We start from the raw sequence: 17,735 nt of genomic DNA on the forward strand, positions 1-17,735 counted from the left end.
TAAAACTTTTTCATTATAATTTAAACGTATTGAGAAGAAAAAATGTCAAAAAACCAAAAATTTATATTTTCAGACTTTTCGAGCATCCTATACATAATATTTGTAAGTTCCTCGCCACATCTATATACTGAAGAAGATGGCAAGCTACTTTTTCAAATTGTGTTATAGTCTTTTTTCAATTTTGCTATAACAGTTCAAGGAGTGAATATACAAATGAGTGAAGCTGCAAAAACATTAGATGGTTGGTATTGTTTACACGATTTCCGATTAATCGATTGGTCTAGATGGAAATTATTAACGAACGATGAGCGTCAAACAGCATTAGCTGAATTTACTAACCTCTTAGAAAAATGGGGATTAGCAGAAGAGCAAAAGCAAGGAAGCCAAGCATTATATACAGTTGTTGGACAAAAAGCAGATTTCATGTTCATGATTCTTCGCCCGACAATGGAAGAGTTAAATGAAATTGAAATGGAATTTAACAAAACAATGTTAGCAGAATTTTCAATCCCTGCTTTCTCTTACGTATCTGTGGTAGAACTAAGCAACTACTTACCAGCAGATGAAGATCCATATCAAAACCCACATGTTGTGGCACGACTATATCCTACTCTTCCAAAAGCAAAACATATTTGCTTCTATCCAATGGACAAGCGCCGTGATGGGGCAGATAACTGGTACATGCTACCGATGGAAGAGCGTCGCCAACTTATGTATAGCCATAGTAAAATTGGCAGACAATATGCTGGTCTAGTAAAGCAAGTCATTACTGGTTCAGTAGGCTTCGATGATTATGAGTGGGGCGTAACATTATTTGCAGATGACCCGCTTCAATTTAAGAAGTTAATTTATGAAATGCGCTTTGATGAAGTAAGCGCGCGCTACGGGGAATTTGGTTCTTTCTTTGTCGGAAATATCCTACATGCAGAGAATATTCCGCAGTTCTTCCATGTTTAATTGAATACAAAGTCATTCAAGCCCTTTCCACTTCCGTGGACAAGGGCTTTTTTTGTATAGGTGTTTGTCATAACTTATTCCTTTCATTCATACCTATAATTAGTGGATACAGAAAAATCCAAGAGCAAATAAACGTTCAACGACCTATTTCATAAAGGGGTGTTGATGTGAGCGTAATAAAGTATACGGAGAAAGATCTTCAACTATTAGCAAGGCTCATGCGGGCAGAAGCCGAAGGGGAAGGTACATTAGGAATGTTGATGGTTGGAAATGTTGGCGTCAATCGTGTCCTTGGCGATTGCTTAGACTTTAAACAAATTACAAATATCGAACAAATGGTATTCCAAAATCCTGGTGGTTTTGAAGCAACACAAAAAGGATACTTTTACCAAAGGGCGCGTGAATCTGAAATTGATTTAGCACGACGTGTTGTAAACGGCGAACGCTTCCACCCTGCATCAAATGGTCTATGGTTTTTCCGTCCTGCAGGAAATTGTCCGCCGACATGGTTCAATCAAAAAAATTCAGGTAGGTATAAAAAGCATTGCTTCTATCAGCCTACAAGTAAAGATTGTCCGAAAGTGTATAGTATTTAAATTAAAGGAGGCTCTTACATGGCGTATAATCCATATCAGTTCAGTCAATTCGGTAGTTTTTATCAACCATCTGGTACCTTTTTGCCACCTCAACAACTAGGAGGAGGGCAACCTGGTGCTCCTGGACAAAACGTACCGGGAATGCTCCCTATGGAACAATCATATGTAGAAAACATTTTGCGTTTGAACAAAGGAAAGATGGCAACTGTTTACATGACATTTGAACGAAACTCCGAGTGGAAATCAAAAATATTTAAAGGGATTATCGAGGCAGCAGGACGCGATCATCTTATTTTGAGTGATCCTGCAACAGGTATGCGTTACTTATTATTAATGGTTTACTTAGACTACATTACGTTTGATGGGGAGATTAATTACGTACCTCCTGGCTTTCCAGGTGGAGCAGATAGCGGTTTACCTGGAAGATAAGAAAAAGAGCTTGAAGCAGCGCTTCAAGCTCTTTTTCTCACCCTTTTATCATCGCAGTTCCAATTAAAATCCACGCTGCTAAAAATGCAACTCCACCAATTGGTGTAATAGCACCTAACACTTTAATACCAGTTGTACTTAATACATATAAACTACCTGAGAAGAGTAGAATACCAGCAACCATTAACCAACCAGCCCATACTAATGTACTTGAGTTCGGGAACTTATCAAGCAAGAAGGCCACTACAAATAATCCTCCTGCATGAAACATTTGATATGTAACAGCCTTTTGCCATATATTCATCATTCGTTCTGATAGTTTACCTTCTAATCCATGTGCACCGAAAGCCCCTAACGCCACAGACAAGAACGCCATTGCACTACCTAGTATAATAAACAATTTCATAAAATCACCTTTTTCTGCTTTTCTTTCATTTTATGAAAATAACAGGATACTGCCAACTAATACACCTTTTAGAAATCGAGTAACGACTCACCTTGCACTTCCTTTGTCGTGCTTGGCATCACAATTGGCTGTTGCACAGATTGAGATGGGATGTGAACTTGCGCCGGGATCGAAACCGGAGTTGGTGCTGGACTTGGTATCGTATAGCTCGGTGCAGTGTACCCTTCTTCCTTATCTAACATAACATCACAAAGAGAACGAACAACTAGCATATGTTCACGCACTTTTTGTTCATTCCCATTCTCCACAAGTGCTCCTTGTAATTCTTTCATCATTTTTTGGATTAATTTCTCTGCTCCAATTTGCATGATTTCACCTCTATCAAAACTTTCTTCTATATTTAGTCTCATACCTATCTTTCATCTTGAACATTCATTATAAATGAAAGCCACATCTACCGTCCAATCGAGCTACCATCCTAACTAATTTTTACTATTGCTAGAATAAGATTCGGCTGATACGATAAAAATAGATTTTCAACGAGGGAGAGGACACAAGCAATGGGATATAAAATGATTGTGCTTGATTTAGATGATACATTGTTACGTGATGATCATACAATTTCACCACGTACGAAAAAGGCATTAATGGATGCACAAGAAGCAGGTGTAAAGGTCATACTAGCTTCTGGACGTCCAACGTATGCGATGATTGATATCGCAAAAGAATTACAATTAGATGCATATGGTAGCTTCATTCTTTCGTTCAACGGAGCAAAAATTACGGATTTCAAAACGAAAGAAGAAGTATTCAGCAGTACACTTCCGCCAGAAACGATTCATAATCTATACAAGATTAGCAAAGAAGAAGGTGTATGGATTCATACGTACGTAGGAGATACGATTGTAACAGAAGAAAACAATCGTTATACAGAGGTAGAAGCACAAATTACCGGCATGCCAATTGAAGAAGTACCAAACTTTGTGAATGCTGTAACAGAACCTGTTGTTAAAGCATTAATGGTAGCTGATCCAGAGAAACTTATGGCCGTAGAAGCTAAATTACAACAAACATTAGCTGGTGAATTAAACGTTGCTCGCTCAAAGCCATTCTTCCTAGAATTCACAGAAGCTGGCGTAGATAAAGGAACAAGCTTACACCAACTGATTCATAAACTAGGTATTAAGCAAGAAGAAGTTATTGCAATGGGGGATAGCTACAACGACCTTGCAATGATTAAATTTGCGGGGCTTGGCGTTGCAATGGGAAATGCTCCTGATGATATTAAAGCAATCGCAAACCATGTAACTGATACGAACATGAATGACGGCGTTGCCAAAGTAGTAGAGACATTTATTCTAGCAGAGCTAGTAAAATAAGAAAGAAGAAGGACGGTACGCAAAGTATATAACTCATGTACCGTCCTTTTATCATTCTGGAATGCCCCAATCTATTTCTGCTTCTCCCAGTTGACGTAGTGTATTATTAATAGCCGAGAATGGCTTACTACCAAAGAATCCTCGTGATGCAGATAATGGGCTTGGATGAACCGATTCCAATATAATGTGGTGGCTGTTCGTAATCATCTTTCTTTTTTGCTGAGCTGGTCTTCCCCATAATACAAAGATAATTGGTTTTTGTCGTTCATTTAACAAAGAAATCACCTTATCTGTGAACGTCTCCCATCCCTTTCCTTTATGTGCATTTGCTTCTCCTTGACGTACTGTTAGAACCGTGTTCAGTAGTAATACCCCTTGCTTTGCCCAGTACTCTAAGTTACCGTGACTTGGAATAGCTACGCCAACGTCTGCATGTAATTCTTTAAAGATATTACGGAGTGATGGTGGAATACGTACGCCCTTTTGCACAGAGAAACTTAATCCATGTGCTTGTCCTTCCCCGTGATATGGGTCTTGTCCAATAATGACTACTTTCACATCCTCATAATCCGTTACTTCAAGTGCATGAAATCTATCTCCCTTTGCGGGATAAATAGCATACTGTTTCTCTTCTTCTTGCAGAAACACTTGTAGCTTTTTAAAATAATCTTTTTCAAACTCTTCACGAATGAGCCTATACCATTGATTATGTAGCAATTTTGGTCTCCCTTTCTTTTTTACCGCCTTATCCACATCTCTACAGATACTTCCTTTTTATTCACATGTGGATAACCACTTTTATCATACCATTTTTCATAACTCATCCACATAATGTGTATCATTTCATCATTTTATACACAAAAAAAGTCGCATACAAAAGAAATGCGTGCGACTTACCCTATTACTATCCACAATTATAGCCGAAACAAACCACGTAAATAATCATTCACAAATAACCCTTGTGGATCAAGCTCTTGCTGAATAGCTAAAAACTCTTGGAATAATGGATACGATTCATTAATTTTATCAAATGAAAAGGAATGCATTTTCCCCCAATGAGGACGCCCTTCATACTGTTGAAAAATTTCTTCCATCACACGAAAATAATCTTGGTAGCGCATCCCTTTATACATATGGACGGCAATATAAGCAGAATCACGCCCATAAGCGGGACTTAAAAGAATATCATCCCCTTTTGCATAGCGGCATTCGATAGGGAAATGAACATCGAATTTATATGTCTCTAAGGCTTCTTTCATCTCCAAGATGACAGATTTTAATGCATCGGCAGGAATGCTGTACTCCATCTCATTAAATTTAACGAGACGAGGCGTCGCAAATAAACGATGACTTGGTCCTTTCTCTGTTATTGCTGGCACTACTTTTGCTGATAAGCGACTGACAGATTTGCTTAACTGGGGAATAAGGCGACAACCTTCTGATAACATCCAGTAAACACCGTTCTCTACCGCAACCTTCTTCCATTGATTCCACCTGTTTTCTCCAGTCTCTGTCTGTTCCACCTCATTCATCATTTTCACTTGTACCGCATCTGTATGCGGAAACCAAAAAAATTCAAAATGACGGTTACTTTCTTTCCACTCATCTAAATGCTCTAAACAAACATCCAATGTCATCCGTTTACTTTCGTGTACAAAATGGAGTGCTGGAACAACTCGCAACTCGACTTTCACAATAATACCTAATAAGCCAAGTGATACTTGCATTGCTTTGAATAAATGCTTATTCTCTGTTTCTGAACAAGTCACTACTTCTCCACTTGCTAATACAACTGTTATACTAATTAATTGTGTCGCAATGTTCCCAAACTCTCTTCCAGTACCGTGTGTTCCTGTACTAATTGCACCTGCGATAGATTGGGTATTAATATCACCTAAATTCTCTTGGGAAAAACCATGTGCATACAATTCATCTCCTAAATATTTCAGTTTCGTCCCGGCCCATACTTCTGCTATTCCACGCTCTTTATCAATGGAAATCACTCCTGTTAAATAATCGAGCGCTACCATCACTTCATCTGTACTTACTAATGGTGTAAATGAATGGCCGGAGCCCACTAACCTCATTTTCTGTCCATTTTCCTTACATTCTTTCACAAGTCGGACAACCTCTTCCATACTCGTTGGACACTGAATATGAGCTGGATAGCACGTTACTCCTCGCGACCAATTCCGCCACTTCATCTTCTTTTCTTTCATAGAAAGCATTGTCCATCCCCCCGATATGTTGTTAACTTATCTACAATCTTCCCTTGTGATACACATACTAAATGCGTAAAACGCTCACATATTTCTCCTGCTTTGCTATGGCGCATAAAAACAGGGTATCCAAGTTGTAATACTTCTTTTCCTTTGTATAAAATCGGCGTCTGTACTTCTCCAGCCCCTTCTGTTTTCAATAACGAAGCCCCTTCGGGCAAGTACGGGGACGGTAACTTATCCTCTCCAACTGCGCCAGAAGCAACATAACCTCCTCCTAAACACGTATAGAAGTGTAGCGCTGGCTTTCTTACAACCTCTAATGCAAATCCTACTGCTGGTTGATAGGAAAAGGCTTTATAATGGTCAAATAAGGTTGGTGAGTAGAATGCCGATCCAACCGTTACTTCCGTAATGCAAGCCTCCCTCGTCGTTGTATGAAGACTACCTGTTCCACCACCATTAAAGAATCGGTATGTTATGCCTTTTCTATTCAATTCACGTACCACTTCAACTCGTTTCTCCATTACTTCTCGTGTCGAATATTTTTTTAACCGCTGAATGATATGATTGCGAAGGAAATGATCACGGTTATTATCGCCAATACCTGCAATCTGTGCTTCATATCCCATTAGCCCATCTAGATACATGTAAGGAGATGAAGCAATACATTCGGCAATATGTAAAATTTGTTCTTTTGTTTGTAATGGAGAACGACGAACACCGAAGTGGAAAGAACCAATTACAGAAGACATATCTAAATCAATACAAATTGGCACACGTACCGCTTCACTTTGCGCCAATTTTTCTAACTGCTTCACATGCTCATAGCAGTCTACCATAAAGGTAATAGGAACATATTCTTTACTTAAGCGAAGTAACTTTTTGATAACAAATTCATCATAGACAGGATAAGCCAAGAGTAAATCAGTAAATCCTTGTTTAGCTAAATAGAAAGCTTCTTGAGGAGAAAAGCACATTAGCCCTTGAAATTGAGGACTAGATTGAAAAATATATTGTATCACCCCAATACTCCTCAATGACTTTGTCGCAATCCGGATCTGCTTTCCATTACTGTTGTCTAATACAGCTTCAATATTTTTATCTAATAAATCAAAATCCAAAAAGGCAAATGGTTTTTCGATTTCGCGAAAGACTTGTTTGTAGTACGCATAATCTTTGTCCATCTTCTACACCTCTTTTAAACTGAATATTAAGAACATTTTACGCGATTATACAACTAAGGTAAATAATATCCCTTTTAATTCTGAAAATAAAAATAAATGTAACACTTTTCACATGAAGTTCACACAGAGTTCAAATGACCCTTGTATGATATACATATTCACTCAGATTAAAACTACGTCTGTTTTACATAAATAGAAGAAAGGATGTTGAAAATGTTCATTCGAAATACAGGACAAATGATTATATCGTTACTAACTTCTTTGGCATTTATTATCCTTAGCTTCACGTATTCTGGTACTCATTCTTTTACAGAAGCAGTTATTACGTTAGGAGCTTGGATTAGCGCCCTAAATATCGTCATGTTAGCAAGTGTGACGATGTTATATCGAACATTTGGAAAGAGCGCAAGTCAATCGTAACCGACTTGCGTCCTGCATCATGAATCTCCCCGTATCACAAGTTAAATAAACACACACTCCCACATAAAAAAGAGGTTGCCATCTGGCAACCTCTCTTCTTTAGTTCAACATATCTTGTCGCGTAAAGACCACAAACGAAATGATAAGTGATACAATTCCCCATACAGCTAAATTCATTAAAGAGAAACTAAGTGTCATCCCTTCAATCATAGGAAGTTGTCCCGCCAAATAATCTGTTAACTCTAAGTTCACGCTGAAAATATACTTTGCATCTTCCCATGCAGTTGCAAATCCTTTTAAGATATTCCCTGCAATAAGTGCTGCTAACATAATCCCCATTCCTGCTGGCGTATTTCTTACTAATACAGATACCATGAATGAAATTGTTCCGACAACAACACACACGAACCAGGCTAAACCCATTGCCATTAAAATGTATTGCCATTGCGGAATAAGATGCACGTAATTTGTATTTAAGCTTCCATTCTCAATAACAAACCCTGATAAGACAGGTAAGTCCCACCCTTTGTAGCCAAAAATAATCCCTGAAATAAGATAAGAAAGCACGCCTAATAAGAAAAGAATAAGCGAAGCTAATAAAATAACCGTCACATACTTACTCAGTAGTATCTTCCACCTTCGTACCGGCCGCGTTAACAGTAGCTTAATTGTTCCATCACTCCGCTCACCCGATACAATATCAATGGCGACAATCATGACAAGCAACGGAAGGAATAACGTAATACTTTGTTGTACAAATTCACGCACAAAAGTCGCCGCTCCTGGTGAATTTGGATCGATGTCATGATCTAAGTAATATTGCCATTGTTCAACCTGTACTTTTAACCATTTCTTCCATTCTTCTGGCATGCCGGAACTATTTAAGCGGTTTTGTGAATCAACAATGCGTTGCTGCAGAGCAATACGCCAATCGTCTGTACCTAAGCGATCCACAACAGTCTGTACTTGGCGGAACTGTGCATACACAAACATCGGAATAAGGACTAAGAGGATAAGAACAATAACCGCTATACGCTTCTTACGATAAATTTTTTCCATTTCGTTATATACTAATGAACCGAACTCACGCATTCCCCTCACCACCTGTCAATTCCATAAATAAGTCTTCTAAAGTCACTGCCACCGTACGGACACCTTGAATATGCATACCTTGTTCAACAAACATTTTCGTATAAATAGGAATGTTCTCTACTGGCATGCGACACAGTAGTTTTCCGTCTTCTTCCACCACATCATAGACATCCTCTTCTTGTTCAAGTAAAGCTTTCGTTGCTTGCAAAGGCTCAATCGTCCATTCTACTCTCTCTGCCGTTCTCTCAACTAGTTCATCCATCGTCGCGACCGTTACCGTCTCACCGTGATTAATAATCGCTACTCGATCACACATCATCTGTACCTCATGTAGCATATGACTAGAAACAAAAACACTAATATTCTCTTCTTCTACTAAATAACGAACAAATTCACGTAATTCACGAATACCAGCCGGATCTAATCCATTTGTCGGCTCGTCTAAAATAAGCAACTTCGGATTTCCTAATAATGCCTGTGCAATACCAAGCCGTTGTTTCATTCCTAGTGAATATGTTTTCACCTTCTCATGAATACGGTGATCTAAATGTACTTTTTTCGCCGTTTCACGAATACGTTCATCTGATACATCACCTAACATTCTCGCAAACTGCTTCAAATTCTCCCACCCTGTTAAGTATGTATATAACTCTGGATTCTCAACGATACTACCCACTTGACGCATCGCCTCTTTAAAGGACTTCCGAACATTGTACCCAGTAATTGTGATACTTCCTTCCGTTGGTTTAATTAACCCGACGAGCATACGAATTGTTGTTGTCTTTCCTGCACCGTTAGGTCCGAGAAACCCAAATACTTCTCCTTCTTTGACATCAAATGAAACATTTCGGACAAGCGTCTTCTTTCCAATTTTCTTCGTAAGTCCATTAACAGAAAGTACCGATTTCATCAATCCTCTCCACCTTTCTGTAAGTTCAGCTGACTTGTAACTTTTTGTGTAAGGCGCTCTGCCATGAGACGGTATCCTTCTTTATTCGGATGGAAATGATCCGTATAAAGGAAGTCTTTTCCTTTCCCGTGGAATAAATCAAAAGTCGGGATTACATAGACATCTTCGTATGTAGTAGCAATATGTTCCAACGCTTTATTCCATTCCACAACAAATTGTGATGAGCCATCTAGTCCTTCTACCTCTTCAAACGGATCATATAGTCCAAGCCAATAAATAGGCGCTTGTTCATTTAACGTACGAAGAGTCGTTAAAATTTCTTTCGTATTCTTCGTGAATGAATCAATATCAGCCTTATATGTTTTTAAATCTAGCTGCTGTAACTTGCTAGCACCTGGGAATAAATCATTGCCACCAATTGTTAAGACGAGCATATCAGCTTGCTTCACCGTATATTGAACGCCTTCCTTTTTCAATTGGGCAAGTAAATCTGGCGCCTTCTCACCGCTCACTGCCAAATTAGCCACTTCTAGCTCCTGCTTCCACACAGTAGCCATCTCATCACGAAATCTCCCGATATACCCTAAACCTTTGTCATCACCTACTCCTCGCGTTAACGAATCTCCTAGTGAAACAACTTGAAGCGGTTCATCTGTTGCTCTTTCTTTTTTTTCTATTTGTAATTTTTCAATTGCTGCTCCCGTTGGATACAGAACACTCCTTGCTCCTGTTACAAGCCCGTATCCAAATAGACCTGTACATAAAACGGCTACTACGATGACACCTCGGAGTAAGATTTGCTTCATTGCCACCACCCTCACTTCCATCCTTTTTCTGTATTTCAATTTATTACAACCTTTACGAAAAATTCCTAGTATACAAAGTAGTATACCAATATTCAGACTTGAAACCAAAATAGAAAAAGCTATCTCTCCGAAAAGAAATAGCCTTTATCACTTACTTTAATTTGAATGTAATTTGAACAGGATTGTGATCACTATGTTGGAAATCTAAATCAATTCCTTTTGATTCTGTAATTTCCACATTTGGTGATACAGCAAAGCCATCGATTACCGATACGAATGTTTCACCTTTTTTGTAAGGTGTATCTAAGTTACGACTTGTTGGGACTGTTACATCACTACCCCACTGGAATCCTTCTGGAAGGAAATCTTCAGGGAGGATTTGAAGCCAAGATGGCAATTCTGCTACTTTTTTGTTATTTAAAGAATCTACATTTGTTCCTGGGAAGAGCTGATTCCAGTCACCACCAATGACTACATAGTTACCATCTTTGTATTCTTTTTCAATAAATTCTTTTGCATATGCCATTTGTTGCTTACGTACTTCTCCACCCTTATCATATGCAGAGAAATGAGCGTTGATAAGTACTAGCTCTTTTCCATTATCAACAGGTAGACGATGAACAACCATCGCACGGTCTAACTCAAATAATTGACGTAGCCAGTTTTCTTGACCTGGTAGTGCATAACGTGTTGCTTTTTCCATCTCGTATTTCGAGAATGTTAATACACCACTATGTGCTCCCCCCATAGGGTCAAACACCGGAACTGGCACCCAAGGTACCTTGTAGTTTAAACCAAATACAGAGCTATGTGATGTTAAAATGTCTTGTAAATACTTCACTTCATTCACGTGGAAACTACGATACGAATCAACATCAATTTCCTGTAATAAAGCAAATGATGGGTCTGCTTGCTTTAAGTACTCTCCGATATGTTTCATATTCTCTTCTGTTTTTTCTTTGCTTTCAGAACGAGACATTTCCCCACCATCTTCGAAGAAATCGCGACTTTCGTCTAAACCACCATATCCAATGTTAAATGTAATACCCGTTAATTCTTCCCCAGCTTGTATTACTTTTTTCTGATTGTTTTCAATCGTTACCTCTTCTACTGACTGCGGCTTATAATCTGTCATTACCATATATAGAATGAATCCACCTATAGCTAAGCCTACAAAAAGAATAAATCCTAAACAGGATAAAAGGATTGTTTTTAGAATGCTTTTTTCATTTCCCCTCTTCATCTAAGATGCTCCTCTTCTGTTATTTTTACATGAAGTAATTTGTTCCTTTTCTACAATATACTAAACAAGATTTTTTTTCATGTAAAATAACCTTATTTGCACGAATATCTTTGTAAAAAGGGAGATAACTCTACCATAAAATGTGTTTTATGCACTTCCTTCTTCATATCTCCTCTCCTTCAAGAAGAGCGTCAATCACTAAATCTACCTCGTCTTCCATAATCGTTCGGAAATCAAATACGAGATTACTATACTCTGTTCGTGCAATAATACTTAGCTCTCTTGTAGAAAGAAAAGTTGCTAACTCTTGATTGCTTTTCCATCGGTGTGAAACAACCGCTACATATGTAGGTATCTCCACCTTCGCTATAATATTCCCTCCGATATCCGAAACAGCTTCTTGTATTTCTACATCATACTCCGTGCTTTCCCCTACTAACGTATACATAAATCGCTCTGCACGGTCTTTAATCGCTTCTTTTTCCTCTAAAATGGCATGAACAGTCGGAATTTGCATCATTTCTTCTGTACCTTTTGTATAGGCAAGTAGTGTTGCTTCCAGTGCAGCTAGCCTCATCTTGTCCACTCGTAAGGCACGGGCCAATGGATGCATTCTTAACTCGTCAATATAACGCTTTTCTCCTACGATAATACCTGCCTGTGGTCCACCAAGAAGCTTATCTCCACTAAATGACACTATACCTGCTCCTAATGACACTACTTCTTTTACAATTGGTTCATTCCCTATGCCATACATATGATAATCAATTAATGCTCCACTTCCCATATTCTCATAATAAATACAACGATGTTGGAGGCAAAAATTAATTAATGATTGTCGGTCTGGTAGATGAGTAAATCCATCTATTTGTATGTTACTTGCATGTATGTTCATCAATAATGTGGTGCTTTCATTTAGTAATCGTTCATAATCTTCAACATACGTTCTATTTATGGACCCTACTTCTTTAAGAATAGCACCGCTTTCCTTTACGATTTCCTCTACTCGTAAACAATTGTCTAATTCAATAAGGTTACCACGTGATACGAGTACTTCCTTATCTTTTGTAAATGTTCTCAAAATGATATACATAGCCGCCGCATTATTATTGACAACCATTGCGGCCTCTGCACCTGTTACTTGCTGAATTACCTTTTCCACTGTAACATCTCTTGGACGCTCTATCTTGTGTGCACCTTCACACCCAACATTCGTATAATTAGCCGTAACTTCTGTTATATGGCGAATAGCTTCTTGGCTCAGTCTTGCTCGCCCCAATGATTCATCTAAAACTATACCTGTCCCATTAATGACACGTTTTAATGAATAATGAACATTACCAAGCGCTACTTTCTCCACCTGTAAAAAAATCTCATCTAAAAAAGCATGCTTAGAGGGAATAGAGATTGTACATGTACCTTCTAATATTTGCTTACGGTGTACTGCAAGCTCCTCCTCAATCAAGGCCAACAAAGTTGCTTCCGTCATGTCGTACCTTCCCATCATCTCAAGAAACCGTGTGTCTCGTTTGAACTCTTCTATAACCGGCAATTGACGCAAATAATGAATCATGTCCGCTCTCCTTTCCTCACTCTATCTTCCGTCTATTTCCACACCCTCCTTTCTGACTCCTGCATGAATCCATAAGAAAAACGACCTTTCACTAGGTCGTTTATTTTTGAATTGCATCTTTTACTTCTTTTGCTTCTTCTTTTATTTCATCTGTTAAATTGCCAGTCGCTTTTTTAAATTCTTTTAACATATTACCGAATGAACGCCCCAACTCTGGTAACTTTTGTGGCCCAAAGACAATAAGCGCAAGAATTAAAATAAGAATTAAACCCGGGATCCCAATATTAGAGAACATCCCGATCCCCTCCTTTTTTGTATTAAAAATAGCTCCTATGAAAGAGTATTCCCTTCCCTTTTCCATCATACCATGAACAGATAGAAACTACCCGTTCACTCTCTTCCTCTTATTTTACCAGAAAGTAACCTTTTCTACACAATTTCACGATACTGTCGAACGGTGACCATTCTACTACTATATGCTACTTCTTTTTCCTATATTCCTTCTAATTTCGGCATATTTTTTGCTCATATGTGTACAAGCACTCTCTCACTTCGACTAAATATAAGACAATGTTACATTTATTTTACAGTTTCTTAACATCTCAACTAAACAGATTTTTTTATTGCTAATTTGTGGTATAAAGAATATAGCAAACTAAGAAGAAGAAGGGTGTATGAACTAATGAAAGGTAAACGCATAATTTGTTCGTCAATTTTAGCAGGTGTTATGATGTTCTCTTCTTTTGCTCCAGTGGCAAAAGCGGATAATGAGAAAGAACAATTACAACAACAAATTAACTTACAAAAAGAAGAAGCTAATGCTATTACAAAAGAAATGAATGACTTGAAGACAGAAGTCGAAGCAGTAGACAAAGATATTAAAGAAAATCAATCCACATTAGCTACTACACAAAAGGACATCGAAGTCACAGAAGCTGATATTCAAAAGAAATTAAAAGAAATCGAAGAGTTAGAGAAACAAATCGAAGCTCGTACAGACATTTTAAAAAAGCGTGTTTCTGCTTTACAAACAGGTGATAAAACAGACTTAGTTGTTGATGTATTATTAAACTCTGAAAATATTGCAGATATGTTCAGTCGTCTTGATTCATTAACACTTATTTTCCAATCTGATGAAGAGATTATGAAACAATTAGATCGTGATCAGAAGAAAGTAGAAGAAGAAAAAGCACTTGTTGAAGCGAAAAAGAACGACTTAGTGAAATACGAAGAGTTATTACAAGCGAAGAAACAAGAATTAGAAGATAACAAAAAGAAGAAAAACGATGTATTAGCAACGTTACAAGCTAAGTTAGAGAAAATCGTCAATGAAATGGAATCTTCGACGAACCAATTAGACCAATTAAACATGGAAGAACAATTACAACGTCAGGCACTTTTCGTTCAAAGTAGCCAAGAAGATGTTGAAAATGAGGCTCCTGTAAATAAACAACCAACACAACAGCCAACAACACCTCCTGCTAGTGGTGGCGTTATTGGAAAAGCAATGGCCCAATTAGGTAAACCATATATTTGGGGTTCTGCTGGTCCACGTGGATTTGACTGCTCAGGATTTATTTCTTATGTATATGGTGTAGGTCGTACAAATGTTGTAGGATATTGGGGACAGGTACAAAAGATTTCTTCTCCTCAACCTGGTGACTTAGTATTCTTCCAGAATACATACAAAAAAGGTCCTTCTCACATCGGCGTTTATATTGGAAACAATCAAATGGTTCACGCTGGTGATAAAGGAATTGCTGTCTCAAACCTTAGTAGTTCATACAATAAAAAACACTTCTTAGGATACGGTCGATTCTAATATAGATAGAATCATATAAAAATAGGGTCTAATCATTACGTAATGTAAAGATTAGACCCTATTTTTCATATTGTTTATAACGTAATCGACGCAAGTACATTTACTACTACTCCTAACACGATTGCTGCTCCTACTAATCCGAAGAACTCTCCTGCACTGTATTTCATAATTTGTTCTGTTTGCATATTCACTCTCTCCTTTTCTATTTATCTTATATTACAGAATTGTTACTAAGAAACTAACTACTGTACCTAATACGATTGCTCCACCTAATACTCCTACGAAATCCATTGCTCCGAATACTACCATTTCTTGTTTGTTTTCCATTTTCTATTCCACCTTTATGTATATTTTTTGTCTTCTTTCTATAACACTTTGTTTCTATTAAGTTATGTTATAGTAACAAAAGTAATCTTTGTAACATTAATGTAACATAAGAAAAATAAAAAAACAAGCCTTCTGCAATAGAAAACTTGTTTTTTTATTTCATTTTTATTTCAATTTAAGTTGAGCAAGTTTCTCTGCTAGTACCGAATTAAACGGCTCGTCGTTTTGTTGGTTTTTCATATACTTTGCAACATCTCGTTTTGAAACATTTTTGTTTTTGTCGTTCTTTTTACGTTCATTGAATGTAGATAGTTTCTCTTTATGGCGACAACCAACACCGACACATACGAATACTTGGGCATCACCTTCACCACGTAGCTCCAATCGTTTGTAACATTTCGGACAACGTGCATTCGTTACTTTTGATACTCCTTTACGATAACCACATTCTCTGTCTTGGCAAACTAGCATTTTACCTTTCTTACCGTTTACTTCTAATAAAAACTTTTCACAATCCGGACATTTCTTACTTGTTACATTATCGTGCTTAAACTTCTTACTACCATTTTTAATTTCTTGTACAACTTTTTTTGCGTATTGTGTCATGTCTGTTACAAAAGCTTGCTTACGTAGAGAACCTTTTGCAATCATACTCAATTTCTGCTCCCACTGTGCTGTCAAAGTAGGAGATTTCAGTTCATCCGGCACAAGGGAGAGCAATTGTGTTCCTTTTGACGTAATGAAAATATCTTTCCCTTTCTTTTCAAGCAAGAAGCTATTGAATAACTTTTCGATGATGTCAGCACGTGTTGCAACTGTACCAAGGCCACCTGTTTCGCCAATTGTTTTCTTCAATTCTTTGCTTTCGCCAGCCATATACTTTGCTGGATTTTCCATTGCTGATAGCAACGTCGCTTCTGTGAATAGTGCAGGTGGCTTTGTTTCTCCTTGTGTTTGTACAAGTGACGCTACACGCAGTGCCGTTCCTTTTTCTATTCCTGGTAACTGCTGATCATCCGTATCTTGCTCGTCGAAAGAATTATCATATATTTCTTTCCACCCTTGCTTTATAATGCGCTTTCCTTTTGCACTGAAGCGCTGGTCACCAATCATTGCCGTAATAGTTGTTTGTTCATATTCAAATGCAGGCGAAAGCACCGCTAAGAAACGCTTTACAACTAAATCATATATTTTACGCTCTTTATCACTTAAAGATTGTAATACAACACTTTCCTCTGTTGGAATAATCGCATGGTGATCTGATACTTTCTCATTATTCACAAATGATTTATTCGCTTTAATTGGCTGCATCACTAACTTATTTACATGTTTTTTATACGGTGCTGCTGCACATGCATGCAAACGGTCTTTTAACGTATCAACAATATCAGAAGATAAGTATCGTGAATCAGTCCGTGGATACGTTAATACTTTATGTGTTTCATATAACTTCTGCATAATTGATAATGTTTCTTTCGCAGAATAACTGAACAGCTTATTCGCGTCACGCTGTAATTCCGTTAAATCGTATAAAAGTGGTGCATATGTTTTCTTCAAGGACTTTGATACTTCTTTTACTGTCATTTCTTTTCCTTGTAATGAATCCATTAACTGATCACAGCTTGCTTTATCAAATGTTTTTGTATCATTTGTTTTCGCATCTTGCCACGTAAATCGAATATTGTCTGTTTTCGCTGTGATGCCGTAGAAAGGTTTCGGCTTAAAGTTCTTGATTTCTTCTGCTCGCGTTGCAATCATTGCTAATGTTGGTGTTTGTACCCTTCCACATGATAGCTGGGCATTATGCTGACATGTTAATGCTCGCGTTGCATTAATTCCTACTAACCAATCTGCTTCTGCACGCGCCACCGCAGCTGCATATAAATTTTCATACTTCTTTCCGTCCTCTAAACGTCGGAATCCTTCCTTAATCGCTTTATCTGTGACAGATGAAATCCATAGTCGCTTTACAGACTTTGTTACACGTGCTTTTTCTAAAATCCATCTTGCAACAAGTTCTCCTTCACGTCCTGCATCCGTTGCGATAATAATTTCTTTTACATCTTGACGATTCATTAAAGACTTCACCGTTTGGAATTGCTTGTTCGTCTTCTTAATCGTTACTAATTTAAGAGGAGAGGGTAGCATCGGTAGGTCCTCAATACGCCATGCTTTATATTTCGCATCATACACCTCTGGATCCGCTAGTGTGACTAAATGACCGAACGCCCATGTCACAATATACTTATCCCCTTCCATATAACCGTTTCCTTGCTTATGGCATTGTAAAACGCGCGCTATATCTTTACCGACAGACGGTTTCTCTGCTAATACTACTGCTTTACTCATTGAATAAATTCCTTTCTCTC

18 protein-coding genes are annotated in these 17,735 nt (G+C 37.9%); 6 read left to right on the forward strand and 12 right to left on the reverse strand.

Going from position 1 to position 17,735, the window contains the following annotated elements; genetic code table 11:
• Positions 1-213 precede the first annotated feature (213 nt).
• The 3 genes from hemQ to gerQ all read left to right on the forward strand — a co-directional run bounded on the left by hemQ (position 214) and on the right by gerQ (position 1,982).
• On the forward strand, positions 214-957 hold the full coding sequence (gene hemQ / locus IEV41_RS17465; RefSeq protein ID WP_188389800.1) for a hydrogen peroxide-dependent heme synthase: 744 nt from the start codon (positions 214-216) through the stop codon (positions 955-957).
• A gap of 167 nt (positions 958-1,124) precedes the next feature.
• Positions 1,125-1,553, forward strand: a complete 429-nt coding sequence (locus IEV41_RS17470) for a cell wall hydrolase (protein ID WP_188389801.1) — start codon at positions 1,125-1,127, stop codon at positions 1,551-1,553.
• A gap of 18 nt (positions 1,554-1,571) precedes the next feature.
• Positions 1,572-1,982 (forward strand): spore coat protein GerQ, encoded by a 411-nt coding sequence (gene gerQ / locus IEV41_RS17475; RefSeq protein ID WP_188389802.1) that lies wholly within the window; start codon positions 1,572-1,574, stop codon positions 1,980-1,982.
• Between the two features lie 37 nt (positions 1,983-2,019).
• On the opposite strand, the gene IEV41_RS17480 is transcribed toward gerQ, so the two are convergent.
• Entirely contained in the window at positions 2,020-2,388 is a 369-nt protein-coding gene (locus IEV41_RS17480) for a DUF423 domain-containing protein (RefSeq protein WP_188389803.1), read from the reverse strand.
• 68 nt (positions 2,389-2,456) lie between these two features.
• Positions 2,457-2,756, reverse strand: a complete 300-nt coding sequence (locus tag IEV41_RS17485; protein WP_188389804.1) for a YwdI family protein — start codon at positions 2,754-2,756, stop codon at positions 2,457-2,459.
• Between the two features lie 192 nt (positions 2,757-2,948).
• Here IEV41_RS17485 and IEV41_RS17490 point away from each other — a divergent pair, with 192 nt between their 5' ends.
• Positions 2,949-3,767, forward strand: a complete 819-nt coding sequence (locus IEV41_RS17490; protein ID WP_188389805.1) for a Cof-type HAD-IIB family hydrolase — start codon at positions 2,949-2,951, stop codon at positions 3,765-3,767.
• A 51-nt stretch (positions 3,768-3,818) separates the two neighbouring features.
• On the opposite strand, the gene IEV41_RS17495 is transcribed toward IEV41_RS17490, so the two are convergent.
• The 3 genes from IEV41_RS17495 to IEV41_RS17505 all read right to left on the reverse strand — a co-directional run bounded on the left by IEV41_RS17495 (position 3,819) and on the right by IEV41_RS17505 (position 7,173).
• Positions 3,819-4,484, reverse strand: coding sequence for a uracil-DNA glycosylase (locus IEV41_RS17495; protein WP_188389806.1), 666 nt, complete (start codon positions 4,482-4,484; stop codon positions 3,819-3,821).
• A gap of 197 nt (positions 4,485-4,681) precedes the next feature.
• Positions 4,682-5,995, reverse strand: a complete 1,314-nt coding sequence (locus IEV41_RS17500; protein WP_188389807.1) for a D-arabinono-1,4-lactone oxidase — start codon at positions 5,993-5,995, stop codon at positions 4,682-4,684.
• Entirely contained in the window at positions 5,983-7,173 is a 1,191-nt protein-coding gene (locus IEV41_RS17505) for an amino acid deaminase/aldolase (protein ID WP_188389808.1), read from the reverse strand. Before IEV41_RS17505 ends, IEV41_RS17500 begins: the two co-directional genes overlap by 13 nt.
• Positions 7,174-7,386: 213 nt before the next feature.
• On the opposite strand from IEV41_RS17505, the gene IEV41_RS17510 reads away from it, so the two are divergent.
• Complete coding sequence (locus tag IEV41_RS17510; RefSeq protein WP_188389809.1) at positions 7,387-7,593, forward strand: hypothetical protein; 207 nt, start codon at positions 7,387-7,389, stop codon at positions 7,591-7,593.
• A gap of 99 nt (positions 7,594-7,692) precedes the next feature.
• Here IEV41_RS17510 and IEV41_RS17515 read toward each other — a convergent pair whose 3' ends face one another.
• From IEV41_RS17515 to IEV41_RS17540, 6 genes are all read right to left on the reverse strand, one after another.
• On the reverse strand, positions 7,693-8,685 hold the full coding sequence (locus IEV41_RS17515; RefSeq protein WP_188389810.1) for a DUF2705 family protein: 993 nt from the start codon (positions 8,683-8,685) through the stop codon (positions 7,693-7,695).
• The gene (locus IEV41_RS17520) at positions 8,678-9,595 is read right to left on the reverse strand and encodes an ABC transporter ATP-binding protein (protein WP_188389811.1); all 918 of its coding nucleotides are present in this window, start codon (positions 9,593-9,595) and stop codon (positions 8,678-8,680) included. Before IEV41_RS17520 ends, IEV41_RS17515 begins: the two co-directional genes overlap by 8 nt.
• Positions 9,595-10,401, reverse strand: a complete 807-nt coding sequence (locus IEV41_RS17525) for a GDSL-type esterase/lipase family protein (protein WP_239534635.1) — start codon at positions 10,399-10,401, stop codon at positions 9,595-9,597. Before IEV41_RS17525 ends, IEV41_RS17520 begins: the two co-directional genes overlap by 1 nt.
• Positions 10,402-10,552: 151 nt before the next feature.
• Entirely contained in the window at positions 10,553-11,644 is a 1,092-nt protein-coding gene (locus IEV41_RS17530) for an endonuclease/exonuclease/phosphatase family protein (protein ID WP_188389812.1), read from the reverse strand.
• A 163-nt stretch (positions 11,645-11,807) separates the two neighbouring features.
• Entirely contained in the window at positions 11,808-13,217 is a 1,410-nt protein-coding gene (gene selA / locus IEV41_RS17535; RefSeq protein ID WP_188389813.1) for an L-seryl-tRNA(Sec) selenium transferase, read from the reverse strand.
• A gap of 100 nt (positions 13,218-13,317) precedes the next feature.
• Positions 13,318-13,512: a twin-arginine translocase TatA/TatE family subunit gene (locus tag IEV41_RS17540; protein WP_188389814.1), complete on the reverse strand. Its 195-nt coding sequence runs from the start codon at positions 13,510-13,512 to the stop codon at positions 13,318-13,320.
• Between the two features lie 387 nt (positions 13,513-13,899).
• Here IEV41_RS17540 and IEV41_RS17545 point away from each other — a divergent pair, with 387 nt between their 5' ends.
• Positions 13,900-15,039: a C40 family peptidase gene (locus IEV41_RS17545; RefSeq protein WP_188389815.1), complete on the forward strand. Its 1,140-nt coding sequence runs from the start codon at positions 13,900-13,902 to the stop codon at positions 15,037-15,039.
• 492 nt (positions 15,040-15,531) lie between these two features.
• Here the strand turns inward: IEV41_RS17545 and IEV41_RS17550 are convergent, their stop codons facing one another.
• On the reverse strand, positions 15,532-17,715 hold the full coding sequence (locus IEV41_RS17550) for a DNA topoisomerase III (protein WP_188389816.1): 2,184 nt from the start codon (positions 17,713-17,715) through the stop codon (positions 15,532-15,534).
• Positions 17,716-17,735 lie beyond the last annotated feature (20 nt).

The organism is Priestia taiwanensis, from assembly GCF_014638355.1.
GTDB classification, from domain to species: domain Bacteria; phylum Bacillota; class Bacilli; order Bacillales; family Bacillaceae_G; genus Priestia_D; species Priestia_D taiwanensis.

Bases quoted from the DNA above. Each gene is read 5' to 3' on its own strand.
- IEV41_RS17500 (WP_188389807.1), bottom strand. From the start codon at position 5,995: ATGCTTTCTATGAAAGAAAAGAAGATGAAGTGGCGGAATTGGTCGCGA.
- hemQ (WP_188389800.1), top strand. From the start codon at position 214: ATGAGTGAAGCTGCAAAAACATTAGATGGTTGGTATTGTTTACACGAT.
- IEV41_RS17490 (WP_188389805.1), top strand. From the start codon at position 2,949: ATGGGATATAAAATGATTGTGCTTGATTTAGATGATACATTGTTACGT.
- IEV41_RS17520 (WP_188389811.1), bottom strand. From the start codon at position 9,595: ATGAAATCGGTACTTTCTGTTAATGGACTTACGAAGAAAATTGGAAAG.
- IEV41_RS17525 (WP_239534635.1), bottom strand. From the start codon at position 10,401: ATGAAGCAAATCTTACTCCGAGGTGTCATCGTAGTAGCCGTTTTATGT.
- IEV41_RS17505 (WP_188389808.1), bottom strand. From the start codon at position 7,173: ATGGACAAAGATTATGCGTACTACAAACAAGTCTTTCGCGAAATCGAA.
- IEV41_RS17550 (WP_188389816.1), bottom strand. From the start codon at position 17,715: ATGAGTAAAGCAGTAGTATTAGCAGAGAAACCGTCTGTCGGTAAAGAT.
- IEV41_RS17480 (WP_188389803.1), bottom strand. From the start codon at position 2,388: ATGAAATTGTTTATTATACTAGGTAGTGCAATGGCGTTCTTGTCTGTG.
- selA (WP_188389813.1), bottom strand. From the start codon at position 13,217: ATGATTCATTATTTGCGTCAATTGCCGGTTATAGAAGAGTTCAAACGA.
- IEV41_RS17530 (WP_188389812.1), bottom strand. From the start codon at position 11,644: ATGAAGAGGGGAAATGAAAAAAGCATTCTAAAAACAATCCTTTTATCC.
- IEV41_RS17515 (WP_188389810.1), bottom strand. From the start codon at position 8,685: ATGCGTGAGTTCGGTTCATTAGTATATAACGAAATGGAAAAAATTTAT.
- IEV41_RS17540 (WP_188389814.1), bottom strand. From the start codon at position 13,512: ATGTTCTCTAATATTGGGATCCCGGGTTTAATTCTTATTTTAATTCTT.
- IEV41_RS17545 (WP_188389815.1), top strand. From the start codon at position 13,900: ATGAAAGGTAAACGCATAATTTGTTCGTCAATTTTAGCAGGTGTTATG.
- IEV41_RS17485 (WP_188389804.1), bottom strand. From the start codon at position 2,756: ATGCAAATTGGAGCAGAGAAATTAATCCAAAAAATGATGAAAGAATTA.
- IEV41_RS17510 (WP_188389809.1), top strand. From the start codon at position 7,387: ATGTTCATTCGAAATACAGGACAAATGATTATATCGTTACTAACTTCT.
- gerQ (WP_188389802.1), top strand. From the start codon at position 1,572: ATGGCGTATAATCCATATCAGTTCAGTCAATTCGGTAGTTTTTATCAA.